We start from the raw sequence: 20,824 nt of genomic DNA, 5'->3' as shown, positions 1-20,824 counted from the left end.
GCAGGCGTGATGGGACCTACGATGCGGTTGACGCAGATTGGAAGGTGGCAGTTATGGCGTACGAGCCAAAGGTGGCCGCCGCCCTGTCTGGAGTCACGACTGGTCGGCTCGCATACTGGCGAACGACACGGGTACTCACCCCCGAGGTATCCTCCAACAAGCCGATCCTGTACTCTTTTCGCGATCTCGTCGCCCTAAGGACGTTTGCCTACCTGCGCGAGAAGCGGTCGCTGCAGTCGATCCGCCGGGCGTTGCGTACGCTCGCCGAGATGGGCGAATTCGGCCATCTTTCGTCTTATCGTCTGGAGCAACAGGGCAAACGAAGCATCGTTCTCGTTAAGGACGACAGCGGTGTTGACCTTGTGGAACGACCGGGCCAGACTCTCACTGTGGTCAAGTTGGGTGATGTCCTTCGATCATTTCCACTCGGCGACATCGAAGTCCCGGAACTGGCTCACCCACGTCGTAACCTGTCGGTAGACCCCGCGGTACGTGGCGGGCATCCAGTGGTGGCGGGGACGAGGGTGCCGTACGAGCTTGTCGCCGGATTGGTCCGTGACGGTGTCCCACCCGACGAGATAGCGCAGTTCTACCCGACTGTCGACGCCGCTGCCGCACGTGACGCAGTGGATTTTGCTGAGTATGTCGACCGAGCTGGGCGCCGGGCGGCTTGATGCAGCTTCTCCTCGACGAGGACGTACCCGAACAGGTGCTCGGCGTCCTGCGCCATGTTCTCCGAGGCCACGAGGTCCGTCACGTGCATGAACTGGGTTGGTCCGGAAAGAAAGATCTGGCGTTGTTCCGAGATATGACCGGCAAGTTCGACGTGCTCATCACGAACAACCATCGCCAGTTGGACGACCCTGACGAGACCCGCGGCATCAAACGAGCCGGTATCCACCACGTCTGCTATCGCCACAGCGTCGACGGATTACGTGGATTGGCACTGGCTGTAGGCGCCATCATCGCTGCGATGCCAGCCGTCCTCGAAGAACTCGGCGCGGCCCGTGGCCAGCGGCTCGTCACGATCCATGGCCTCGCACCAGGCAAGAAGCGATTCGACATCGTTGACCCGAAGCGGGACCCGCCCAGGTACTGGCGCGGCTGACAAGAGCCTCCCAGTTGGCTGGCCTGCGTGCGCACCCACACGCCCGGAGCCACAGAGCACAGGTCTTGATCGGACTGAGACCCGGCATACAGCCGTCACGTCCCCAGATTAACCGCGAACGTGAGCCCTGCCCCCGATTCTGGCGGCAACCGCGTCGGCTGCGTCCTGGTGCATCTGCTTGGTGACGCTCTGGTACGTGTCCCGGGTCAGTGTGGTGGTCGAGTGGCCGAGCTGCTCGGACACGACCTTGATGTCGATCCCGGCGTCCAAGGCGATGGTCGCCGCCGAGTGCCGCAGGTCGTGCAGCCGTACCGGCGGCATCCCTGCCTTCCGTGCCAGCAGGCGGAACCGCGCGCTGAACGCGTTCGGATGCCACGGCTGCCCGTCGGGGCGGACGAAGAACAGCCCGGTGTCCGGCCACGCTTCCCCGGCGGCGAGCCGCCATGTCGCGCGAAGCGCCCTGTACGCCGTGAGCGCTCGGACGGTTTCGGCGTCGAGGGCGATGTCCCGGTTCCCGGCTCGGCTCTTCGGCGGTTTCTGGATGGTCCGGTGACCCATGATGGCGATCTGGTTGTTGATGGTCAGTTCGCGCTTGGCGAGTCGTACCTCAGTGTCCCGCAGCCCGACGGTTTCGCCTCGGCGGAGTCCGCGGTACGCCATCAGGTGCAGCATCGGGTGGATCACCTGGTCGTGGTCGGCGACGTAGTCGAGGAATGCGGCGACCTGTTCGGCGGTCCAGACCATGACCGGTCCGGGGACCTCGCCGGTGGTCCGCCACCGTTCGACGCGTTCGTCCTCCCACACGATCGGCAGGGCACGGTCGGCGGGGGTCTTGACGAGCATAGCGGGGTTGGAGCCGACGATGAGTTCGTCGGCGATTGCGTCGTTGATCGCCTTCCGTAGTACGGCCCGGATGTGGTGGCGGGTGACCGGCCCGGTGGGGCGGACTCGTGCGACGGTCCTTCGCACGGCCGGGTCCGGGCTTGCCTTGAGCGAGCGGATTTCGGCGTTGCGGTGTTCCATGGCCACGAACATCGCCCGCAGGTGGCTGGTGCGCAGCTTGTCGAGAGGTACGTCGCCGAGATGCGGGACGAGATGGTTCCGGACGATCGACTCGTACCCGTGAATGGTGTTGATGTCGGCCGAGAGGTGTTCGAGCCAGGTGGCGAGGTACTCGCCGACGGTGGGCATGTCGCCGAGCGGGCCGTCGCCGCGCAGTCGCTGGCGGACGCGGTCGACGTCGGGGAACGGAAGGCGGTGGCGTACCGCGTTCTGGATGACGTCGCCGATCTCGACCTGGCGGCGACGGTCGCGGCCGGCGAGTGCGAGCAGGGCGCGGGCGTGGTCGCGTTCGGCGACGGCCTGCTGGCGGGTGTCGATGCCGGAGCGGCGCAGCAGCCGCCGTTGCCCGTCAAGCGTGGGTGGGAGTTCGAGTTGGTACGCCCAGTGACCGTGCTGCGGGTTCCACGAGCGGTTCGGGCGGCGGAGTTGCGGGCAGTGGGTGCCGTACGGCTTGTCGGTGTGCGGGTCGCGGCAACCGCAGCGTTTGAAGATGCTTCCTTCTGCCATGGTCGGTGATGTGCTCCGATCAGGGTGGGCAACGGTTTGTCGTGGACCATCGACGCTCGCCTCGCCAGCATGTTCAAGTCGTGGCGGGCGAACGCCGACGGTTGCTTACGCGTCGAGGTGGATGGCGGCGAGCAGCGGCGCGGTCGGTACGCGATAGACAACGCCGACCTTGAGCAGCGGGACCGGGAACGCGCCACGGCGGGCAAGCTTGTACGCGGCGGACCGCGAGATGCCGAGGATCTCCGCGGCGGTGGCGAGGTCGGTGGTCGGCCCGAGCGCACGGAGCCGCTCGGGAGTCCGGGCGCTACGCGCGGACATAGGAGTACACGCCGTCGGCGATGGCCTCGTCGTATTGCCGCTGCGGGTCGTAGATCGGGTGCACCGGCGGATCGAGCTGCTCGGCCTCGGGGTGTTCGTGCAAGGCGAGGCGTTCACCGCGAAGATGCCAGGCGAGTTCACCGGGGCGGCTGGTCGCGATGGTCAGCCCTCCCGGTTGGTGCTCGAAGTGGTTGTCGGTGGTGACCAGCAGCAACCTGACGCCGGTGTTGTCGGCGAGTGAGTAGTACCTGCGCAGCCAGCGCGACGGCGGTCCACCAGGGTCTCGCTGGTACCAGAACCCGATGCGCTTGCCGTTGTGCAGGTACTCGCCGTACGGAGCGGGTACGGACCGCCAGGCGCGGAGGTCGGTGCGAGCCTGTGTACGGGCAAGGGCGGCCAAGTCGACGAAGAACTGGTCGACGGTCAGATCCGGCTCGCCAGGAACGGGCCGGCGCCGCTGGACACCGAGCAGGCCAAGACGCCAGCCGGAGCCGACGCGAACGAGCCAGCCGCAGCGGGCCAGGGCCCGCAGCCGTCGACCAGCGCCGGCTGACGTGGAGTCGTAGCCGAGCGCGGTGAACTGCTCGGTGGTCAGGGCCCGGTGCTCGGCAAGCATGTCGATGGCCCAGCGGTCGCGCGGCATGAGGCCGCCCAGGTCGGCGATAGAGAACGTGGTCTTCACGGTTGTGTGCCTCCGGTAGGCAGGTCAGCAAGGGCGAGCGGGCTGCGGTGGCCGTGCAGCCACCAGGGCCCGGTGGCGGGGTGGGCGCCGTTGACGCGGGCCGCAGTGGCGACCGGTGTCCCGAGCGGGCCGAGATCGGCGAGCCGCTGGTGCAGGTGATGCTCACGGTCCGGGGAGGGCAGCCACAGCAGGACCGGCCACGCCGGCCCGCCGAGCGCGACGAACCGGGCGTACCCGGCGAGCTTCCGCAGCAGCTCGGTGAGGGGCTCGCCGCCGGTGTCGTACTCGAGGAAGAACGGCACCCCGGACCAGACGCCGTGCCCGTCAGGGCGGATGAGGGTCTGCGTGATGAGCTCCACCTGGTCGCCCGGTCCGGCGAACGCACCGGGTGCGCTGCACCGCGACTCCGGCCACCACCGCTCCAGCTCCTGCCCGGCGTGGCCGGCGAGCTGGATGAAGAAGCCGTTGACCCCGAGGCGATGCTGCAGGATCCGGGAGGCGGTCCAGCGGCGGCGGATCGCCTTCGCGTACCCGGGTCTGGGTATCGGCTCGTCGCGTTGCGCCGCGACAACCTCGGCGCCGAGCTGGTCGATGACGTAGTGGAACGGGTACGAGCCGCCCTCGGCCCGGAACGGCCGGAACCGGTCCACCACCTTCAGCGCGGTGAGCCGCTGCAGGCGGTGCTGCGCGAAGTCCAGCGACGGGAACAGCGCCTCAGCGATCTGCCCGGTCGTCAGGACCCCGTGGTCGTAGAGCCAGTCGAGGAGTTGATGGTCGCGGGCAGTCAGCACCGACTGCACCCGCAAGACCTGATCAGGCACGGTGATTCCTTTCATCTGGTACGGGGAGAGAGAACGCAACGTGTCTCTGAGCCGCCGCCCGAACAGCGGGACGGGCCACGTGCTGCAGGGACAACGGCCGGCGACGTCCGTTGCGGGGTCCGGATCAAGACGGACACCATGACGGCGGTCAATAAGGACGCCAGCACTGACGGCAACGCGGGCTACCGACCTCGCGGGGTCTGGCGGACGGCCTGTGGGACCCGCTACCGGCCGTCGAGCCCTGCATCCCCCTATCCGCTTTTGTGAGCGCTGGCGAACACCCCCCACCGCTCACAGCCGCTCACACGCCGTCCGGGGCCGGGTTTGTGAGCGCGCCGGGAGTCGCTGTGAGCGCGGTACAGGGCTCCCTGTGAGCGTCACGTGGTACGGCAGCGGGCCGCTCACAGCAGCAAGCCCACGCTGTGAACGAGTTGTGAGTCGCGGTGAGCACCGGACCCGGCTCCCTGTGAGCGTCACGTGGTACGGCAGCGGGCCGCTCACAGCAGCAAGCCCACGCTGTGAACGAGTTGTGAGTCGCGGTGAGCACCGGACCCGGCTCCCTGTGAGCGTCATGTGGCACAGTGGCGAGCCGCTCACAGCAGAAGCCGTCGCTGTGAGCGGTTCGTGAGCGGCGACGGATCTGACGGCGGTGAACGAACCGCAGATGCGGCGTCACGCCAGATCTCGCGGCCTGCCGCAGGGGGCGGCCGGCGGGTGAGGCGGCCAGCCGGTACGGCCACGGCGCGACACCGTCGGGGCGATGCGTACCGCTCGGAGGACATCGGCTGGCGGTCTGGTCATGGACGCGCGCCGTCGATGCCGTCTGCCGTGTCACGCGGACTGCTGGCTGCCGTGCCGGCGGCAGGACACGGACCTGCACATGTCAATGGCAATCGTCGATGACATTGCCCGCGGCTACTGCCCATGTTAATGACAATTATCGATGTCATAGCAGGTGTGTCACTGGCGCATAACAACGGTACTTGTCGATGTTACAAACGCCCGTCACAGCGTTCCGCCCAATGTCACTCGCGTGTCATGTGACATGCCACCGGACGTGGCGGAATGTCAATCGCCAGGCGAGAGGCCACTTGACCTTGACGGCGGGCCACTCCTGAGGCAGCCGCGCCAGCTGTGACACCTCGGAATGTCAACGAAGATCATAGATTGACACTGTCGCGAGGCTGCGCGCGACATACTCCGTCGTCACAGACGCGCGCTCGATATCACTCACCCATGACACGAGCGTCACCGGTGCGGCGACCATGTCACAGCGTTGTCCAGGTCGCATGTCACGACCGCCGTATGCCGTGCCAACCCCTGCCTGCGGCGGTGTGACGACGACCGTCTCGATGTCCAAACCATGCGACATCAAGGCGTCGGCAGCGCGCCGGGGCGACGGCTCGACAGTGGGCACGTCACAGCGTCCGGATCATGTCCATCGACAGCCACGACTTGACTCTCCGGCAAAGGCGAGCGTTCATCGACGTCCAGCCGTCCCGGAATCCACCGGCAGGGGAGGACTCGTGTCAGACGTACCATCACGCGACGATCCAGCGACCGCGGCCAGCTTCGGTCAGCTGATCACCCGCCGCAGGCGCCAACTCGGCCTGACCCAGGGCGATCTGGCAGACCAGTTGTGCGCCAGGTCCGGACGCCCAACCTTCACCCGCCACGAGATCTCCCGGTACGAGCGCGGCGTGCGTCTGCCAACGGCACCACTGCTGACCGCCATCGCCAACTCGCTCGACGTCCCCGTGGCTGTCCTGCGCCGGGCCGCAGCAGCCGACCGGGAGCGCCGGCAGACAGGAAGCCGATGATGAGCGCCGCCCACCGGGTCGTCCGCCCGTCCTGGACCTGCGCCGTCGACGGACTCCCCTGGCCATGCGTCGAGGCGCAGCAGGCTCTGTCGAGCAGCGACCCGGCCGCGCTCCTGCAGACCATGGCCAAGCTCATGGCCATCGCCCAACGAGAGCTGGACGGCACCGACCTGGCGACGCTGTACCGGAGATTCCTCGCCTGGACCCTCGAACCCGACCAGCGATGCGCCATCTGCGGCAGCCGCCGTCATGCCGTGACTCCCGGTGTACCGCCGCGCCTCGTACCGTGCAACGGGCTGCGGCAAGTCATTGCCGCCGCGGACCCCTCCGGGTGATCAGTCGCAGGGCTCCCACATATTGGTGATCTCGTCCACATTGCCAGAGCCGTTCTCGGCAGGGCCCATCCAGGACGTGTTCGGTGCCTTGGGAGTTTGCACAAGGTACACCTGGAACGGATCCTGCCACTCACCCTTGGCACCCGGGATCTTGGTGAGTGCCTGCTTCACTGAGGTCGACATGGTCACGTCGTACGGGAGGGTGACGTTCGCCGGAAGGGCACCGGAGCGGACCGTCCAGCCGACCAGCGTCGACTTCGAGGTGCCGGGGTTGTCCACAACCACGTCGAGGGCGCCCCACACGAAGTGGCGCCGAGGTACGGCGGGCTGACCGCCCAGCGAGCAGCCCTCCTTCGCGTCCTCGGTCCTCGCGGGTGCGCCGAGCGCGTCCCGAAGGCGGCGCTCGACCTCCTGGCCGGAGCCGCCGGTGGCGATGCCCGCGACCGAAGCGTCGGCCAGGGCAATGCTGGCCGGGACGGTCACCTTGATCCGGTAACTGCGCCAGTAGATGAGGTTGTCGACCGCCGCCTGAACGCCGTTGATGGCCAGGCGGATACCGTCGACGAGCCACAAGGCGACCTTGATCAGGAAGGTCCCGAGAATGCCTTTATAGCCGTACGCGATCTCCCAGCCCTTCTCAAGGCAGCCGACCGCGTACTTTGCGGCGTCACGGAACAGCACGCCGGCCGAGTGGCCGTCGGCGACCTCGTTGCGGATCAGACCCTCGAACGACGAGAAGCAGTCTTTGGCGTCCAGGGCCAGCTTCAGCGCCTTCGCCGAGGTCGACACCGACGGCTTCGGGCCCCACGGCAGCTTTGTAAACGTCATGGTGAGGGTGTCCAGGCCGTACATCAGCGCGTCCATCAGGTACGCCGGCGTGCTCGGGCGGGTCTCCGCCTGACCTGAGCCGCCGGGCGGCAGCGTGAACTGCACAGTGTGGCCGCCCGGGACGATCACGGCCCTCGTGCCCGATGGAGTCGTGGTGAGCAGGCTCGAGACGAAGTTGACCGCCTGGTCGACCATCGGGTCGGCGTCGCCGAGCCGGCGGACCGTCCAGCCGTCCGGATAATCGATCTCCACGCTGTACTGCCGGTTGTCGGCCACCTGCAGCACCGGCGCGCCCTGGTCGTCGACACCGGCGCACCACTTGACGAGGTTGCCGCTGTCGGAAGCGACCGTGACGCCGTGCACGGTGGCCTGGTCCTGGTGTGGGCAATTGGGCTGCCGGGCCTTCTCGGCGGCGCCGAAGAAGCCCTTCAGCAGGTCGCCGGCCCCTTCAAGGATCTTGCCGGTGTCGACACGAAACGCGGCCCAGACCGACAGGTGCGGGCTCTGGCCTACGACGGTATGGGCGCCGGGGTCGTACTGCGCCTCCGCTGCCTGCCAAGAGTTCGACGTCGGGTCATAGTAGGCGAGGACGGCGACGTCCGGTCCCTGATCGCCGTCGGGAACCGCGGCCGGCAGGGACACCTTGACCGGCGCGGTCAAGGTGGCACCGTCGAGGCGGAAGTCGAACACTTGCCCGTCAAACGCCAGGCCGTCGGGTGCGGGTGGCGGGCTGCTCACCACGGTGCCGGTCAAGCGGCCAGACGCGCTCACCGCAGAGAGCGGCACGTCGACCCGCGCCCCGCCGGGCATGACGAGTGCCGCCGACTTGCCTGGCGCGACGTCAACGGCGGCGGACGCCGGCTTGTGCGACGAACACCCAGCGACCAGGGCCAGAGGCGCGAGCAGCAGCAGGACAAGCGGCCGGGCGAGCATTCCCCGACCGTAACTGCCCCCGACCCGGACTACTCCCGGCCGATCAGCCAGCCTCCGTCTCCGGCAGGCGACATGCCGATGGCTGAACCGCGACACGGCGGCGACATGTCCAATCGCAGCGCCGCCCGACCGGCCGGCGCGGACCATCCGAAATGGATGACGAGGTGAGACGATGGTGCCGCCACCCCGTACCGCGGTCCGTTCGCCGCCTCACACCTGGTCGTAGTGGATGTACGGGTTCAGGATCTGTCGCTGCCACAGTTGGCCGCGCTCCGCTTTCGTCAGTTGCGCCTCATCGGCGGCGGCGCCCCAGTCGCGGCGGATGGTTTCGAGCTGGGCGTCGATGATCTGGTCGGCGTCGCGGTCGGAGAGCAGGAACTCCGGTGCGGCCTTGCGGCACAGCCGCAGCTGGCTGGCACGTTCGCCGGGCGTGCGCGTGATGTTCAGAGCCTGGTTGGCGGTTTCGCCGCTGCGCGGCTGGGGGCACAAGTCGTACGCGGGAGTCAGCGACAGCTGTGCGCCGTCCCAGAAGGCGGCGTGGTTGCGTAGGTGATCATCGGTGTTGCCGATGCAGACGTTGAAGACCATCCGCGCGAACAGCTCACGCAGGTGCTGGGCGGCGTCGGTGAACTGCTTGCGGACCGCGTCGGCGAGGTCCGGGTAGCCGGCGTGCCGCGCGCCCATCTCGTCCTCGCCCAGGATGGTCAGCGCCGAGACCATCATGCGCCGCTGCCCGGGTACCGCGGTGCGGTCGAAGCGCTCCACGAGCAGCACATCCCGGCCGGCGCACCGGATGACCTCGCAGGCAGCGACGTTCAGGCCCACCCGCCGAGCGAGGATCATCCCGACGGCCTCTGCCTTGACCACGGGGTAGTAGTCGCTCGTCGAGGACAGCTTGGCGATCAAATGCCGTCCCTGGTCGAGCACGGTGACCTTGGGACGGGCGCCACCGATTGATGTGCCCCGCGTCAGCGCCTCGCCCAGCGCGGGCGACAGTGGCCGGCCGGCCTCCAGCGCCTCGGCAGCGCCGATGAGCTCGGCCAGCTCGGCCGTCTCGGCACGCGCGACGTACTCGGTGGCGCTGGCCTGGAAGTCCAGCCCGCCGACACGATCTGAGCCGGAGGTCAGCATGTAGGTCAGCTCGTCCAGGGCTGCGGTGTCCGCGTCGCGGTCGAGGTGGCCGAACCGGCGGGCCAGGATGACGCGCCGCCCCCACGCGTCGGGGCTGGCGTCGCGGAGACAGCCCGCCAGCGGCAGGTTCCGCCGCGGCTCGATCGGCCCCTCCCGCAGCGGCAGTTCCGGCGCGTACAGCGGGACCGCGTCCGGACGTGCCAGGTAGCTCTGGCCGTACGCGAAGACGTACCGGTCACCGTCCACCGCGACGACCCGCCCCGCGACCACCGGCTCCGTCGCGCCGGGCAGCCACGCCCACACGAAAGCATCCCGCGGTGCTGCCATGCCGCTCCTTCGCACGAGGTCAGAAGTTGTCGTCGACGACGATCGCCGGCTTGGTCACCCGAGCCGGCAGCAGGGCCAGCCGCTGCCTCGCGGCCGCGGCCAGGGCGGGCAGCTCCCGCTCGTCCGCACCGAATAGCGGCACGCCGACGACCACCGCGGCCTCGAACGCCAGGCCGAGCGCCACGGTCGGCTCCCCCCGCTCAAGGCGCCCGATGGTGTGCGGCTGCACTCCCACACGTTCGGCCAGGTCCGCGGCAGTCCAACCACGCTCCTTGCGCGCGGCGGCGATCTGGGAGCCGAGCAGCGCGACAGCAGCCCGGGTCGTCGGCATGTATGACCTCGTCCGCTTTGGCATCACGCCCTCACCTTCGATAAAACAACGCTAACACGACCTTGCAGTCGTTTTATCAACATCGTCGGACCCTGGCGCGCGTATCGCCAAGTCCGTAGGTGAGGAGTGGCGACCTACGCCATGTACTTGACGTACGTCGAGCGCGTCGCATGCTGGTTGGGAACGTCTGGGGGATCTCATGTCCGTTGCCGCGCATTTCGACAGCAACTCAACTGCACGAGCGCACTTCAAGGACCTCCTCGACGCCGCGCGCCGCGGTCGGGTGGTGACCGTACAACGGGAGACCAGCCGGGCTGCGGTCGTGGACTCCGAGCGGCTGCGCGCCACCCTCGTCGGTGCCCTGCCGTTGCCGCAGGTTGTGGCCGAGGACGGCGGCTGGTCGGTGTTCCTGCCCGGGGTGCCGGTAGCCGCGGACGCGGCGACGTTCGACGAGGCGATCAAGGAGATGATCGTGGCTTTGCGGGAGTATGCCGACGACTGGCAGGAACACCTGCTGGACGCGCCGAACCACCGGAACAACTGGGCGCTGGTCCAGGTGATCGAGCTCAGCGACGACACGCAGCTGCGCGAATGGCTGGTGGGTGCGGCCCGATGAGCTGGCCGACCCAACACGCCAGGATCACCGTGCCACAACGAGATCAACGAGTTCACCGCCCGTGGAGTCATGCGTGATCTCAGCAGCGAGTTGGGAGAGGACTGGTGGCGATGAACAACTACACCGCGGTCTGCCGGCGTTCCGGTGACTGGTGGGCAATCACCGTGCCAGAGGTCAAGGGCATCCACAGCCAGGTCCGGCGGCTCGCCGAGGCCGAAACGATGGCCCGAGAGGCCATCGCGTTGTTCCTGGACGTTGCGCCGGACTCGTTCGCAGTGACCGTGCGACCCGAAGTCCCAGACGTCGAAGACGTCCTCGACGCGCTCCCCTCCCGCGCCCGGCAGGAAGCCCAGGAGGCCGACCGGCGCGCGGCAGAAGCGAAGAAGGCGCTGGATCGCCTGATCGCCGATGGCATGACCGTCCGCGATGCCGGCCGCGTGCTCGACCAGTCGCCGCAGCGGGTGTCACAGATTACCGGCAAGGGCAGAAAGGCGCTTGTCCGCCGCAGGCGCGGCCATCTCGAGCAGCAGCGATCCGCCTGACCTCGCCGTAATCCACCCTCGGGTCATTTGAAGACAACAGCCGCACCAGTGGGTCGGCGGTCGGCTCTGAGCGATGCCAGTTCATCAGGTCCGGAGATCTTCGGCGGAGACACCCCGCTCGGCGAGCCGGCGACGTTTTGCGGCCTGCGGGTCGCGCAATCCATCCGCCCCGCTGACCGCCGCCAGCATCTGCTCTCGCATCTGCTGGCGGCGAGCAACCCGCTCGACGCCGTCCCAGGTCGGGTCGGCGGCTCGAGCACTTGCCCTCACGTCCCGCCATTTCGAAGCCTCGGTCACGACCAACCCCTCCTCTGTCACGGTCACCAGTCGCGGGCGCTGCTGGCATGCCGCGCATTCGACACCGTTTCAGCGATCTGCCGCAGATGTCGCCGTAGTCGAGGATGATGGCGAAGTCGGGCGCCCAGCGCATGTGCATAGCGACCAAGGGTGGCGGCTCATTGACGTTCAAGTCTCGTTCTCGATCTGGCTAACCCGGCCGGGTGTGACCCTCATGAGATCGGTGACCTGGCACTGGGTGAGTTCGAGGTCGCTTGCGTTCTTCAGCGAGGTGGGAGGGGCTGATCCACGCTTCGGTCCGTGTCCGCTCCGCGGCCAGCGCATCACTGTCCCCGTCGTCGAGCTCGGCGCGGATGTCGTCCCAGTCGTGGAACTCAATCATGAGCCCTCCTCTTGCGTTCGAATGCCAGCCAGCCCTCACAGGTGAACTCGGCCACCAGGATCGCCGACCTGTGCCACTCGGCGGCGCCGGCCGATGGCCATCGCATCCCTATCGGGTGGTTGCGCCATGGTGGAGGGCAGTAGCGCGCCATCTGCGGCTGTCAAGCGCACCCGAGAATGACTTCCAACATGCCCGGACAGCATCAGCATCCATGCCGCCTACTTCTCGGCACCAGCCGTCGTGCCCTCGATCTGATGTTGATCGGCACCAGTTGCGTTGCGCCCCAGCTTCTTGGTCTTGAACAGCGAAACGGCTGCTCCACCGACCGTGCCGGCTGCGCCGGCGATCGCTCCGCCCACACTCTTCACCGCGGTCAGCGCCTGCGGCGTATCCGGGATGCCATCGCCGTCCAGGTCGACGCTTCTGAACGGACGCGACACAGCGCCCGCTGCGGTCGCCACCCCCGAACCGGCTGCGCTTGCGGCGCCGGAGAGCCAGCTTCCCGTCGCCTTCGCGGCGCCTTCCAGGGCGGCGAGCGCCCGGTTCGGCTCGGCGTTGCCGTCCTCGTCCTCGCGCTTCACCTTCACCGGAATGGCCAAATGCGCCGGGAACGTGTCCGGGGGATCCGCGAACGCGACCCGAGCAGCTTCGACCACTTGCCGGCCGAACAGGAACCGCGTCACTCCCCCGGCCAGGGCACCGACACCGTATTCGATCGTCGCCTGCTGCTTCCCGCTCAAGTTCATGCGTAAGGTATCCAGCTGGCCCGTCTGCATGGTGCGAACAAGGCTTTGAGCCGCGCCTCCAGGGAGCATGTCCGCAAGCGTGTTCGCCCAATGCGACCAATCGCCCCGACCGGCGGCAATCGCGTGTCCGACGCCAACGGCACCACCCGTCGACACACTTGCCAGGTCAGTCGCCATCGCCGCAATCTGCTGCTGGCTGACGCGTTCGTTCGACAGTCCGTACACCAGGGCGTGCGCCTGGTCCTTGTCGAGGTGCTTGCCGTGGATGTCAGCGATGGCGAGCCCGAAGATCGCGGTGATCTCGAACTGCAACTGCTCATCACCCGCCGGGAGCAGCGCCGCGACCCGCTGAGCTCCCGTCCTCGCCACGCCGAGCGCCGCGTTCTTGGCAGCCGCCTTCGTGGCTTCCTTGGCGGCGACCTTCGCGGCCTCCTTGGCGGCCTTCTTCGCCGCCTGCTTGCTCGCGCTCTTGGCACCGGCCGCAGCAGCTCCCGCCACGGGAATCAGCGCGATTCCGACATCCGCCACGATCGCCCCGGCGGCAATGACGGCCCCCGCAGTGCTGATGGCAGCGACGTACTGGCGCTCAAGCAATTGGATCAATTCGGCAGGCGTTGCATCCGGATGCCGGCGGCGGAGGCGCAGCACGTACTTCCGAGCGATCGAATGCCGAGCGCTGACCGCCTTCTCGATGTCACGCGCGGCGTCCACCTCGACGAGTTCAACCTCGAATGTGCTGTCGTCCACGTCCGTCATCGATCAGCCTCCTCCGGCTGCTGAATTATCACCGCAGACCGCACGACCAGCCAGCGCATGACTGGCCGCAACTCTTCCGTCGATCGGCGCCGGAAACGGCAGCCGTATCCGCTGCGGCAGTATGAACGTGACGAGATTCGACCTGTTAGCGGCTACCGCAGCGCACGTCTTCTCGGTATGTCAGCGCGGTTTCGCAGCGGTGCCTGAAAGTCCGGCCACGACGTCAGTCTCTACGGCGGGATCGTCGCGCAAGCCCTGTCATACCTTGAGGATGTCCACCTCGTACGGCGCCACGGATGCGTCTCGGGAGGCCAGGGTCAACCCTTCGGTGGCGGCCTGAGCCACAAGCATCCGGTCGAACGGGTCACGGTGGTGCGGGGGAAGACGGCCGGCGGCGATCCCATGGACGTGCGTGACGGGCAGTTCGCGGAATCCCATGTCACGGACCAGCTCCGCCAGGTCGGGCGGCCCGGCCAGCTTTCCGGTGGACTGCTTGATGGTGATCTCCCACAGGCTGACCGGGGACAAGAAGATGTCCGGGTCGTGGCGCAGGCGATCGAGGAAGTCCTGCCCCAGCGTGGGGTCGCCCGTGATGGCCCACAGTGCGACGTGGGTGTCCAGCAGCAGGCTCATCCGCCGATCCCGAAGTCGGCGGCGATCTCCGCGTTGGTCTGGGGCGAGTCCCAGTCACCGCTAAGGTCCAGTTGACCTGCGAGTGAGCCGATGGCGGTGCGGTTGACCCGGCGCACCAAGGGCACGACCTTCGCCACCGGCGTGCCCGCCCGATCGATGATGATCTCCTCCCCGCGCTCCACACGCTCGATGATCCTTGACAGGTTCGTCTTGGCCTCATGCATGTTGAAGTGCGCGGCCTCCGCGGACATACCCACACCTCCCGGTTAGCTAATAGCTTAGTCCATGGGCATCGCCACGGCCCCCGGCACACGTTCACGTCGAACCGGCAGGGCACGGGCCGCCTCCGACGAGCAGGGTCGCGACCGGGTGGCGTCCACACCAATCATCAGCCGTTACCGGCAATGTCCCGCAGGCTGAGCCCCGGTAGGGCGGTCGCCTGGCTGGTGCGGAGGTTCCGCACCACGCCTACCCGGCAGCCGGCCAACATCCTCAGTTCAGGCCGGGGTGTCGCTGGGCAGCACGTGGCCCAGCGCCCGTAGCGCCCTGCGGAACTCCGGCTCCCGGTCCACGGCCACGGCGAGGTGCCGGTCGCCGACCGGCTGGCACAGGCCACGCAGCCGCCGATCACCCGCGATCAGGACGGCGAGCGCCGGGTCGGCGCACTCCACCAGGCGGACCACACCGAGGTTGCGAAGCCGCCCGGCACGGGCCGCGACGTCGGCCAGCAGGGTGGTCACCGAATTGGGCAACTCGTGGGTCGCGCGGACGGCCAGGAACTCGCGGAGCTGATCGAGACTGCGGCCGGCGTCCAGCGCGGCCAGCAGGGTCGCCTCGCGCAGTGCCCAGACCCGGTCCGCGGTGCGTTGCGCATACGCGTTGAGCATCAGCCCGTCGGCCGGCGGCAGCTCGCCGGTGACCACGATGTCGAGGTTGGGCAGCACCTTCAACGCTCCGGCCACCACCGCATCCGCCGGAGGCGCCTGGTAGCGGTCGGTCAGGCCCAGGGCGTACGCGCCCAGGGCGTTGAGCCGCACCGCCCGCAGCCCGTCGTAGCGGCTGAGATACCCCAGTTCGTCGGTGCCCCAGTTGCCGCGGAAGTCATCCCGGGCGCCGGCCGGGTCGGTGTAGTCCAGGTCGAACATGCCCAGCGTGCCGGCGTATTCGAACAGCACAGCCAGGGTGTACCGGCCCTCCAGGATCGGCCAGTCCGCGAACCCGGCGTAGCCCAGGCTGCCGTACTGCGGATCGGTGAGGTACAACCGCCATAACGCCCGGTCGCTGCGGGCCACCGTCGGCGACAGCCCGCCGCGTCGCATCCTGTCGAACAGGTCGTCGATCGCCACCCACTCGTCGACCGGGCAACTGGACAGCGCCGCGGCAACCGTCTGCCGACGGGTCTTCGCCGACGTCAGCGTGTTGGCGGTGCGCTGGCCCTTGATGTGCTCGACCCGGCTCAGCTCGTCGATGACCGCCTTACCGACCCAGGAGCGCCACAGCGCACGGATCGTCTCGGCCGGCGGCCGGCCCAACGCGGCGCGACCCTTCGCGGTCAACTGCAGCCTGCCGCCGGCCAGTTCGGCGAGCCCGCCGGCCTGGATCAGCAGCGGCCAGGCGAACGCCGCGATCGGCTCCGTGGGGTAGAAGTCCCCGCCGGCCAGGACCTCGGCCACCCCCGCAACGGTGGCGGCGGACGGCCGCTGGGTCTTCTCGCTGCAGCGCAGCTTGCCCGCGCCGCACAGCTGCAGCACGGCAAGCACGTTGGCCAGCGCCTCAGCCCCTGTCAAACGGACCGTTCCGTCGTCGGCAGCTTCATCGACATCGGGCAGCTCGTTCGCGCCATGCATAGCCGACCACGCTAGGTGAATGCCCGGACCCCGCGGCACCCGGGGCCTGCCAGGTGCGCCGAGAGGACGTCGGCGGTGAGCGGGAGATACGTGGCAGCGCTCCGATCGGCTCCCTTACGCCAGCCGCCGGCGACCGCGGGCATCCATCCGTTCGTGCCGGTTCGGGTTGTTCTCCCAACGCACCGCGTACACGTCGGCCCGGGCCCGGAACCGGTCGGCGTACAGGGCCAGTTTGTCCGCCACCGGCGACGCCATATGGACCAGGCCCGGCGGTGCGACGGCTGCGGACAGCTGCTCGGGCGCCGGAGCGGTGTCCTGACCCCGCAGGTCCAGCAGCCGCGACAGGCGGACGTTCTCCGCTCGCAAACGCTCCAGTTCACGGCGCAGCCGGGCGAGCTCGCTCTCCACCGTCACGTCGGCGCCCATGGCAGGATCGTCGCACGCGCTTCATCACCGCTACCGATGGTCTCCGCTATCCTCCGGCGGTGGGTTCGCTGAGCCGGAAAGAACTCGATGCGTTGGTCGAAGACGCGACCGTCGACTGCTACAACGAAGATGAGCAGTTGACCGGCCTGTACACCATGATCGAAGACAACCTCGCACTGCCGTTCACGACGCAGGTCCTCGGCGTCGAGGTCACGGTCCGGAAGGTGGACCTGGCCGACGACCGGATCGTGGCGATCTGCCACCGGGGTCGTGAGCGGCAGGCGATCGCGATCCTCGACCTCCCGCTGCCGGATCCGCCGCCGGACGGTTCGGAGTGGATCGAGGCCTACCGGCACTGGGGTGGATGACCCGTGAGCGAGTACCAGTACTACGAGTTCGTGGCGATCGACCGGCCGCTGACCGCCACAGAGCAGAACGAGCTGCGGGCGGTGTCGACCCGTGGCCGGATCAGCGCGTCGAGCTTCGTCAACACCTACGAGTGGGGCGACCTGAAGGCCGATCCCCGCGACTGGATGCAGCGGTACTTCGACGCCCACCTGTACCTGGCGAACTGGGGCACCCGCCGGATCGCACTACGGCTGCCGAGATCACTGCTGGACCCGGCGCTCGCGGCGACGTACTGCGTGGGTGACGCCGCATCATCATTCGTCGCAGGCGAGCATGTGATCCTCGACCTGCACAGCGAGGACGAGGACGGCGACGAGGAGTGGTGGGAGGAAGAGGCTGCTCTCGCCTCGATCGTCCCTGTCCGGGCGGAGCTGGCCGCCGGCGACACCCGCATGCTCTACCTGGCCTGGCTGCTGTGCGTGCAGAACCACGAGCTGGACGAGGACTCGCTGGAGCCGCCGATACCGCCCGGCCTGGCGACGCTGTCGGGTCCGCTGCGCAGCCTCGCCGGCTTCCTCCGCCTGGACGAGGACCTGCTCGAAACAGCCGCCCAGGCCAGCGCGCCGCTGACCACGACGGCGCCCTCCAAAGCGGCGCTCGCCAAATGGGTGAAGCACCTGCCGACGGCCGACAAGGACGAGGCCATCGTGCGGCTGCTGCGCGGCGACGGCGCACACCTTCGCGCCGAGTTGCTGCGCCGGTACGGCGGTGGCGCGGCCGTCAAGACTGCAGGCGGCGGCCGTACGGTGGGCGAGTTGCTGGCCGGCGCGGAGATTCGTTGGGCAGCACGGGAGCGGCAGAAACAGGAGCGCAAGGCGGCCGACCAGGCACGCCGGGCAGCAGCGGCCGCAGCGGCCCGCGAGCAGCGTCTTGACGAGCTGGCCGCCGACCCGGAACGCGCGTGGCAGCGAGTTGCGGACCTGATCGCGACCAAGAAACCCAAGGAGTACGACGCAGCAGTCGCATTGCTGGCCGACCTGAAGGCACTCAGTGAGCGCGACGGCCAACGCAAGACGTTCCGCGGCCGGATCCACCAGTTGTGCCAGGAGCACGCCCGCAAGCAGAGCCTGCTGGACCGCCTGGAACGCGCCGGCCTGTACGTCAGCACAGCCAGTTGAGCAGGCCCAAACCTGATCGAGAGAAGCCACCGATGACCTCGGAACCGCATGCCGCTTGCGCCCCTGCGCCGATCGGCGCCGACGAGACCACGACGCGGTGGGCGGAGGAAGCCACCTTCGACCCGAACGATCCCACCGTGGAGCTGGGCGAGGTTGCTGCCGGCAGCGGGCGCACCCTGCTCCACGCCGCCCACATCGCGGACGAGCAAGTGCCAGGCCCCACCACGTAACCACACGCGTGGAAGCCGATGCCCGAATCAGTCGATCGCGCCGGGAGCCGCCAGCCAGGTGGTTAGTTGCTGAGTCGTCCGCGCGATCGTTTCGAAGTCGTGGTCGTAATGCAGCAGCGACAGGTCGGACAGTTCAGCGGTCGCCGCCACGAGCTGACGCCAACCCGCAGCGGCGGTTGCCACAGCTCCTGCACCCGCGGTTGCGCAGCAGACGCTCGACGGCACTCGTGTCGGCAAGGAACCGGACTGCGCTCACGGCCGGTAGTTCCCCTTGTCAAGCAGGTGATCGAACGCGCCGGTGGCGGCGATCTCGGTCAGCTCATCCAGCGCCTTGGCACGACAGTGGACGGCAGCAACCGCACGGAGCGCGGTGTTGATGGTGTCCTTCGGCGTCTTCGTCCCGAGCAGCGCTGTTGCCTCCACCAGCGCGTCCAGGTCGATGTCGATGAGCTTCCTGGTCACAGCAGCCTCCGTGTATCCACTTCGGTTGACAGTACGTACGTTTGATCGGCGCTCAACGAGTACTCGGCGAAGGACGTCGCCACGCCACTGCCATGATTTCGCCGTGATGATCGTGCGCGCGACCAAGAAGCTCCGCGACCGAATAGGCGCGCCAGACCAGCACGCGGGTGAGCAGTCGACCACCGCGCTCGGCGAGTGGTACGCCACTCGGTTCGCGTGGCGACCAGACGTTTTACTGCTGGTCAACGAGACGGCCCTGCTGCCGATCCTTCTTCCGCTCGCACCCGCCGCCACCGCGCTCTCCCGTGCCGCCAACCGCATCGCCGCGATCATGGCTGCGTACGGCGCTGATAACGAGCTGGTCGCTGCCGAGGTCGAACATATGAGCAACCGACGGATCGCCCCGACCGCCAACCGCAGCGTCGTCGGGATCATGACCGAGTTCACGTTCCTCGCCGAACACCGCAAGGGACGGGAGCTCGACGACCTGGAGGCATGGCTGGCCGGCACGCCGTGCAGCCCGCTGTACCGCACCCACACCACTCCGAAGAACGCCTTCCGGCACCTCCTGGCTCGATGAGCGCTCAGGCGCGGCAGCAATAGGACTCGCCCACGGGTGAAAAAGCATCAACCGTCTGCTCGCGTCACGCCGAGCCGCTGGCGAATGTCAATCAGTTGAGCGCCGCTTACCCAGGCCAGCATCTGCGGCAGGCAGAAGGGATCGCTCTTGGCGATGCCCACAGTTCGAATCTCACCCGCCCACGGGTACAGATCACCGAAGATCTCTGCGTGGAACAGGCGCAGGTGGATGAGATCGTAGCCGCCGGGCAGGATCCGGGTGCCGAGGTCCGCCAACGCTGCTGCGGTCAGGTCGGCCTCCACAACGCGGAGACGGTCCGGGTCGGTGATACCGAACCGATTGCGGAGCACCCCGGAGGCCGGGTCGCTGTATGGGTCGACGGTCATGTGGTGTGGAGCTGCCGAACCAACTCTCGCATCTGGGTCGTCCTGAGTTCACCGCGAGCCCAGCGCTCCATGATCGCCTCAGCGTCTGAGCTGATCGTGAGCCCTTCAGCTCGCACGGAGGCGGCGGCTTGCGCAACGGACTGATTCCGTTCGGCGGTCAGCTCGTCGAAGCCCTCGACAGCGCTGATCCATGCTTCGGTCCGTGCCCGTTCCGCGGCCAACGCTTCGCTGTCTCCGTCGTCGAGGTCTGCGCGAATATCCTCCCAGTCGTGGAACTCGGTCATGAATCCTCCTTCCTTGCACGCCAACTCCGTCCAGCTCTCGCAGATGTCCTCGACTACGAAAACGTCGCCTTCTGCCACCCGGACAGCAGCCGACGGACTAACAATGAGGCGGCGAGCAGGTGCTGCCGCACGGGGCTGGTCGGCCGCCATGCGCATCGGTTACTGCCAGTTGGAAGGCCGCCCAGTCAGGCCACGTTGAGCTGGATGTTGCCGATGCGGGCGACGATGTCGAGTTGGCCACCGAGCCCGACCACGTAGGCCCGCAGTGTCTCCAGGCCGACGGCGTCGCCGTTCTCGATCTGGCTGATGCGCGCCTGCGTCAGCCCGGTCGCTTCAGCCAGTTGAACCTGCGTCACGCCAAGCTGCTTGCGGATCTCAGCCAGTTGAGCACCGCTGACTGAGGCCAGCATCTGCTCTCGCATCTGCTGGCGGCGAGCAACCCGCTCGGCGCTGTCCCAGGTCGGATCAGCGGCGCGAGCCTTTGCCTTCACGTCCTGCCAGTTCGAAGCCTCGGTCACGACTGACCCTCCTCTTTCAGCGCCGCGAGATGGTCGGCGTACCGAGTGTCCGCAAGCGGGATCGCATTGCGATACCACGTCTGCCACTGCCCGGACTTGTCCCCGGCCACCAGAAAGATCGCCTCGCGCGCCGGATCGAACGCGAAGATCATCCTAACCTCGGAGCGGCCGGCTGAACCCGGCCGCAGCTCCTTCATGTTCTGGTACAGACTGCCCTTGAGCCGATCGACCAGTGGCCGACCGAGCGCTGGCCCTTGCTCAGTAAGAACGTCGATCGCCTCGGCGACCAGGTCAGCAGTGATCGGGGCGACACGACACAGCTCCAAGAACCACGCCTCGACGTCCGGATGCAGCCTGACATCCCACATCCTCCGAGTATAAGCCGGGCTT

At 67.9% G+C, this 20,824-nt stretch carries 29 protein-coding genes; 10 read left to right on the top strand and 19 right to left on the bottom strand.

Annotation, left to right across the window (positions count from 1 at the left end; all coding sequences use genetic code 11):
- Nucleotides 1-53: 53 nt before the first annotated feature.
- Entirely contained in the window at nucleotides 54-674 is a 621-nt protein-coding gene (locus tag ACQEVZ_RS29905; RefSeq protein WP_433372566.1) for a DUF433 domain-containing protein, read from the top strand.
- The gene (locus ACQEVZ_RS29900; RefSeq protein WP_433372564.1) at nucleotides 674-1,108 is read left to right on the top strand and encodes a hypothetical protein; all 435 of its coding nucleotides are present in this window, start codon (nucleotides 674-676) and stop codon (nucleotides 1,106-1,108) included. The genes ACQEVZ_RS29905 and ACQEVZ_RS29900 overlap by 1 nt, the downstream gene beginning before the upstream one ends.
- A 108-nt stretch (nucleotides 1,109-1,216) precedes the next feature.
- On the opposite strand, the gene ACQEVZ_RS29895 is transcribed toward ACQEVZ_RS29900, so the two are convergent.
- From ACQEVZ_RS29895 to ACQEVZ_RS29880, 4 genes are all read right to left on the bottom strand, one after another.
- Nucleotides 1,217-2,677, bottom strand: a complete 1,461-nt coding sequence (locus ACQEVZ_RS29895; RefSeq protein ID WP_433372561.1) for a site-specific integrase — start codon at nucleotides 2,675-2,677, stop codon at nucleotides 1,217-1,219.
- Nucleotides 2,678-2,782: 105 nt separating this feature from the next.
- The gene (locus ACQEVZ_RS29890; protein ID WP_433372558.1) at nucleotides 2,783-2,995 is read right to left on the bottom strand and encodes a helix-turn-helix transcriptional regulator; all 213 of its coding nucleotides are present in this window, start codon (nucleotides 2,993-2,995) and stop codon (nucleotides 2,783-2,785) included.
- Nucleotides 2,982-3,677: a hypothetical protein gene (locus tag ACQEVZ_RS29885; protein ID WP_433372555.1), complete on the bottom strand. Its 696-nt coding sequence runs from the start codon at nucleotides 3,675-3,677 to the stop codon at nucleotides 2,982-2,984. The genes ACQEVZ_RS29890 and ACQEVZ_RS29885 overlap by 14 nt, the downstream gene beginning before the upstream one ends.
- Nucleotides 3,674-4,498 (bottom strand): replication-relaxation family protein, encoded by an 825-nt coding sequence (locus ACQEVZ_RS29880; protein ID WP_433372552.1) that lies wholly within the window; start codon nucleotides 4,496-4,498, stop codon nucleotides 3,674-3,676. Before ACQEVZ_RS29880 ends, ACQEVZ_RS29885 begins: the two co-directional genes overlap by 4 nt.
- A 1,265-nt stretch (nucleotides 4,499-5,763) precedes the next feature.
- Here ACQEVZ_RS29880 and ACQEVZ_RS29875 point away from each other — a divergent pair.
- Nucleotides 5,764-6,318: a helix-turn-helix domain-containing protein gene (locus ACQEVZ_RS29875; protein WP_433372549.1), complete on the top strand. Its 555-nt coding sequence runs from the start codon at nucleotides 5,764-5,766 to the stop codon at nucleotides 6,316-6,318.
- Nucleotides 6,318-6,653 carry a hypothetical protein gene (locus ACQEVZ_RS29870; protein WP_433372546.1) on the top strand — a complete coding sequence of 112 codons (336 nt, stop codon included), beginning with the start codon at nucleotides 6,318-6,320 and terminating at the stop codon, nucleotides 6,651-6,653. The genes ACQEVZ_RS29875 and ACQEVZ_RS29870 overlap by 1 nt, the downstream gene beginning before the upstream one ends.
- Here ACQEVZ_RS29870 and ACQEVZ_RS29865 read toward each other — a convergent pair whose 3' ends face one another.
- The 3 genes from ACQEVZ_RS29865 to ACQEVZ_RS29855 all read right to left on the bottom strand — a co-directional run bounded on the left by ACQEVZ_RS29865 (nucleotide 6,654) and on the right by ACQEVZ_RS29855 (nucleotide 10,203).
- Nucleotides 6,654-8,561, bottom strand: a complete 1,908-nt coding sequence (locus tag ACQEVZ_RS29865) for a hypothetical protein (RefSeq protein ID WP_433372543.1) — start codon at nucleotides 8,559-8,561, stop codon at nucleotides 6,654-6,656. It lies immediately after the preceding gene.
- 63 nt (nucleotides 8,562-8,624) lie between these two features.
- Nucleotides 8,625-9,872 (bottom strand): type II toxin-antitoxin system HipA family toxin, encoded by a 1,248-nt coding sequence (locus ACQEVZ_RS29860; protein ID WP_433372540.1) that lies wholly within the window; start codon nucleotides 9,870-9,872, stop codon nucleotides 8,625-8,627.
- A 19-nt stretch (nucleotides 9,873-9,891) separates the two neighbouring features.
- Nucleotides 9,892-10,203 carry a helix-turn-helix transcriptional regulator gene (locus tag ACQEVZ_RS29855; RefSeq protein ID WP_433372537.1) on the bottom strand — a complete coding sequence of 104 codons (312 nt, stop codon included), beginning with the start codon at nucleotides 10,201-10,203 and terminating at the stop codon, nucleotides 9,892-9,894.
- Nucleotides 10,204-10,402: 199 nt separating this feature from the next.
- Here ACQEVZ_RS29855 and ACQEVZ_RS29850 point away from each other — a divergent pair, with 199 nt between their 5' ends.
- Together ACQEVZ_RS29850 and ACQEVZ_RS29845 are read left to right on the top strand one after the other, a co-directional pair.
- The gene (locus tag ACQEVZ_RS29850; protein WP_433372535.1) at nucleotides 10,403-10,819 is read left to right on the top strand and encodes a hypothetical protein; all 417 of its coding nucleotides are present in this window, start codon (nucleotides 10,403-10,405) and stop codon (nucleotides 10,817-10,819) included.
- Between the two features lie 110 nt (nucleotides 10,820-10,929).
- Complete coding sequence (locus tag ACQEVZ_RS29845) at nucleotides 10,930-11,361, top strand: type II toxin-antitoxin system HicB family antitoxin (protein WP_433372532.1); 432 nt, start codon at nucleotides 10,930-10,932, stop codon at nucleotides 11,359-11,361.
- A gap of 84 nt (nucleotides 11,362-11,445) precedes the next feature.
- On the opposite strand, the gene ACQEVZ_RS29840 is transcribed toward ACQEVZ_RS29845, so the two are convergent.
- The 6 genes from ACQEVZ_RS29840 to ACQEVZ_RS29815 all read right to left on the bottom strand — a co-directional run bounded on the left by ACQEVZ_RS29840 (nucleotide 11,446) and on the right by ACQEVZ_RS29815 (nucleotide 16,448).
- On the bottom strand, nucleotides 11,446-11,658 hold the full coding sequence (locus tag ACQEVZ_RS29840; protein WP_433372529.1) for a hypothetical protein: 213 nt from the start codon (nucleotides 11,656-11,658) through the stop codon (nucleotides 11,446-11,448).
- A gap of 600 nt (nucleotides 11,659-12,258) precedes the next feature.
- Nucleotides 12,259-13,542 (bottom strand): hypothetical protein, encoded by a 1,284-nt coding sequence (locus tag ACQEVZ_RS29835; protein WP_433372527.1) that lies wholly within the window; start codon nucleotides 13,540-13,542, stop codon nucleotides 12,259-12,261.
- A gap of 258 nt (nucleotides 13,543-13,800) precedes the next feature.
- Nucleotides 13,801-14,175 (bottom strand): type II toxin-antitoxin system VapC family toxin, encoded by a 375-nt coding sequence (locus tag ACQEVZ_RS29830; RefSeq protein ID WP_433372524.1) that lies wholly within the window; start codon nucleotides 14,173-14,175, stop codon nucleotides 13,801-13,803.
- The gene (locus ACQEVZ_RS29825) at nucleotides 14,172-14,426 is read right to left on the bottom strand and encodes a type II toxin-antitoxin system Phd/YefM family antitoxin (protein WP_433372521.1); all 255 of its coding nucleotides are present in this window, start codon (nucleotides 14,424-14,426) and stop codon (nucleotides 14,172-14,174) included. Before ACQEVZ_RS29825 ends, ACQEVZ_RS29830 begins: the two co-directional genes overlap by 4 nt.
- Before the next feature lie 246 nt (nucleotides 14,427-14,672).
- Nucleotides 14,673-15,962 (bottom strand): helicase-associated domain-containing protein, encoded by a 1,290-nt coding sequence (locus ACQEVZ_RS29820; RefSeq protein ID WP_433372518.1) that lies wholly within the window; start codon nucleotides 15,960-15,962, stop codon nucleotides 14,673-14,675.
- A gap of 174 nt (nucleotides 15,963-16,136) precedes the next feature.
- Nucleotides 16,137-16,448, bottom strand: coding sequence for a hypothetical protein (locus ACQEVZ_RS29815; protein ID WP_433372515.1), 312 nt, complete (start codon nucleotides 16,446-16,448; stop codon nucleotides 16,137-16,139).
- 59 nt (nucleotides 16,449-16,507) lie between these two features.
- Here ACQEVZ_RS29815 and ACQEVZ_RS29810 point away from each other — a divergent pair, with 59 nt between their 5' ends.
- From ACQEVZ_RS29810 to ACQEVZ_RS29800, 3 genes are read left to right on the top strand one after another with little or no spacing between them, the layout of a single operon-like run.
- Complete coding sequence (locus ACQEVZ_RS29810) at nucleotides 16,508-16,816, top strand: calcium-binding protein (protein ID WP_433372512.1); 309 nt, start codon at nucleotides 16,508-16,510, stop codon at nucleotides 16,814-16,816.
- 3 nt (nucleotides 16,817-16,819) lie between these two features.
- Nucleotides 16,820-17,974 carry a hypothetical protein gene (locus ACQEVZ_RS29805; protein WP_433372509.1) on the top strand — a complete coding sequence of 385 codons (1,155 nt, stop codon included), beginning with the start codon at nucleotides 16,820-16,822 and terminating at the stop codon, nucleotides 17,972-17,974.
- 32 nt (nucleotides 17,975-18,006) lie between these two features.
- Entirely contained in the window at nucleotides 18,007-18,204 is a 198-nt protein-coding gene (locus tag ACQEVZ_RS29800) for a hypothetical protein (RefSeq protein WP_433372506.1), read from the top strand.
- 27 nt (nucleotides 18,205-18,231) lie between these two features.
- Here the strand turns inward: ACQEVZ_RS29800 and ACQEVZ_RS29795 are convergent, their stop codons facing one another.
- Nucleotides 18,232-18,354 carry a hypothetical protein gene (locus ACQEVZ_RS29795; protein WP_433372503.1) on the bottom strand — a complete coding sequence of 41 codons (123 nt, stop codon included), beginning with the start codon at nucleotides 18,352-18,354 and terminating at the stop codon, nucleotides 18,232-18,234.
- A 102-nt stretch (nucleotides 18,355-18,456) separates the two neighbouring features.
- On the bottom strand, nucleotides 18,457-18,666 hold the full coding sequence (locus ACQEVZ_RS29790) for a DUF2191 domain-containing protein (protein WP_360559875.1): 210 nt from the start codon (nucleotides 18,664-18,666) through the stop codon (nucleotides 18,457-18,459).
- A 106-nt stretch (nucleotides 18,667-18,772) separates the two neighbouring features.
- On the opposite strand from ACQEVZ_RS29790, the gene ACQEVZ_RS29785 reads away from it, so the two are divergent.
- Complete coding sequence (locus ACQEVZ_RS29785; protein WP_433377073.1) at nucleotides 18,773-19,246, top strand: DUF6933 domain-containing protein; 474 nt, start codon at nucleotides 18,773-18,775, stop codon at nucleotides 19,244-19,246.
- A 47-nt stretch (nucleotides 19,247-19,293) separates the two neighbouring features.
- Here the strand turns inward: ACQEVZ_RS29785 and ACQEVZ_RS29780 are convergent, their stop codons facing one another.
- From ACQEVZ_RS29780 to ACQEVZ_RS29765, 4 genes are all read right to left on the bottom strand, one after another.
- Nucleotides 19,294-19,632 carry a hypothetical protein gene (locus ACQEVZ_RS29780; protein ID WP_433372499.1) on the bottom strand — a complete coding sequence of 113 codons (339 nt, stop codon included), beginning with the start codon at nucleotides 19,630-19,632 and terminating at the stop codon, nucleotides 19,294-19,296.
- A complete protein-coding gene (locus ACQEVZ_RS29775) occupies nucleotides 19,629-19,916 on the bottom strand; it encodes an antitoxin VbhA family protein (RefSeq protein WP_433372496.1) in 288 nt (95 codons plus the stop codon). Before ACQEVZ_RS29775 ends, ACQEVZ_RS29780 begins: the two co-directional genes overlap by 4 nt.
- Before the next feature lie 185 nt (nucleotides 19,917-20,101).
- Nucleotides 20,102-20,434, bottom strand: coding sequence for a helix-turn-helix domain-containing protein (locus tag ACQEVZ_RS29770; RefSeq protein WP_433372493.1), 333 nt, complete (start codon nucleotides 20,432-20,434; stop codon nucleotides 20,102-20,104).
- Nucleotides 20,431-20,802 carry a type II toxin-antitoxin system RelE/ParE family toxin gene (locus tag ACQEVZ_RS29765; RefSeq protein WP_433372490.1) on the bottom strand — a complete coding sequence of 124 codons (372 nt, stop codon included), beginning with the start codon at nucleotides 20,800-20,802 and terminating at the stop codon, nucleotides 20,431-20,433. Before ACQEVZ_RS29765 ends, ACQEVZ_RS29770 begins: the two co-directional genes overlap by 4 nt.
- Nucleotides 20,803-20,824: the final 22 nt, after the last annotated feature.

It is taken from the genome of Dactylosporangium sp. CA-152071, from assembly GCF_050936335.1.
Lineage (GTDB): Bacteria > Actinomycetota > Actinomycetes > Mycobacteriales > Micromonosporaceae > Dactylosporangium > Dactylosporangium maewongense.
Note: the sequence above shows the minus strand (reverse complement) of the source record. Positions and strands in the feature narration are given on the sequence as shown.

Bases quoted from the DNA above. Each gene is read 5' to 3' on its own strand.
- ACQEVZ_RS29905 (WP_433372566.1), top strand. From the start codon at position 54: ATGGCGTACGAGCCAAAGGTGGCCGCCGCCCTGTCTGGAGTCACGACT.
- ACQEVZ_RS29900 (WP_433372564.1), top strand. From the start codon at position 674: ATGCAGCTTCTCCTCGACGAGGACGTACCCGAACAGGTGCTCGGCGTC.
- ACQEVZ_RS29895 (WP_433372561.1), bottom strand. From the start codon at position 2,677: ATGGCAGAAGGAAGCATCTTCAAACGCTGCGGTTGCCGCGACCCGCAC.
- ACQEVZ_RS29890 (WP_433372558.1), bottom strand. From the start codon at position 2,995: ATGTCCGCGCGTAGCGCCCGGACTCCCGAGCGGCTCCGTGCGCTCGGG.
- ACQEVZ_RS29875 (WP_433372549.1), top strand. From the start codon at position 5,764: ATGTCACAGCGTTGTCCAGGTCGCATGTCACGACCGCCGTATGCCGTG.
- ACQEVZ_RS29870 (WP_433372546.1), top strand. From the start codon at position 6,318: ATGAGCGCCGCCCACCGGGTCGTCCGCCCGTCCTGGACCTGCGCCGTC.
- ACQEVZ_RS29865 (WP_433372543.1), bottom strand. From the start codon at position 8,561: ATGGTCCGCGCCGGCCGGTCGGGCGGCGCTGCGATTGGACATGTCGCC.
- ACQEVZ_RS29860 (WP_433372540.1), bottom strand. From the start codon at position 9,872: ATGGCAGCACCGCGGGATGCTTTCGTGTGGGCGTGGCTGCCCGGCGCG.
- ACQEVZ_RS29855 (WP_433372537.1), bottom strand. From the start codon at position 10,203: ATGCCGACGACCCGGGCTGCTGTCGCGCTGCTCGGCTCCCAGATCGCC.
- ACQEVZ_RS29850 (WP_433372535.1), top strand. From the start codon at position 10,403: ATGTCCGTTGCCGCGCATTTCGACAGCAACTCAACTGCACGAGCGCAC.
- ACQEVZ_RS29845 (WP_433372532.1), top strand. From the start codon at position 10,930: ATGAACAACTACACCGCGGTCTGCCGGCGTTCCGGTGACTGGTGGGCA.
- ACQEVZ_RS29835 (WP_433372527.1), bottom strand. From the start codon at position 13,542: ATGACGGACGTGGACGACAGCACATTCGAGGTTGAACTCGTCGAGGTG.
- ACQEVZ_RS29830 (WP_433372524.1), bottom strand. From the start codon at position 14,175: ATGAGCCTGCTGCTGGACACCCACGTCGCACTGTGGGCCATCACGGGC.
- ACQEVZ_RS29825 (WP_433372521.1), bottom strand. From the start codon at position 14,426: ATGTCCGCGGAGGCCGCGCACTTCAACATGCATGAGGCCAAGACGAAC.
- ACQEVZ_RS29815 (WP_433372515.1), bottom strand. From the start codon at position 16,448: ATGGGCGCCGACGTGACGGTGGAGAGCGAGCTCGCCCGGCTGCGCCGT.
- ACQEVZ_RS29800 (WP_433372506.1), top strand. From the start codon at position 18,007: ATGACCTCGGAACCGCATGCCGCTTGCGCCCCTGCGCCGATCGGCGCC.
- ACQEVZ_RS29785 (WP_433377073.1), top strand. From the start codon at position 18,773: ATGATCGTGCGCGCGACCAAGAAGCTCCGCGACCGAATAGGCGCGCCA.
- ACQEVZ_RS29780 (WP_433372499.1), bottom strand. From the start codon at position 19,632: ATGACCGTCGACCCATACAGCGACCCGGCCTCCGGGGTGCTCCGCAAT.
- ACQEVZ_RS29775 (WP_433372496.1), bottom strand. From the start codon at position 19,916: ATGACCGAGTTCCACGACTGGGAGGATATTCGCGCAGACCTCGACGAC.
- ACQEVZ_RS29765 (WP_433372490.1), bottom strand. From the start codon at position 20,802: ATGTGGGATGTCAGGCTGCATCCGGACGTCGAGGCGTGGTTCTTGGAG.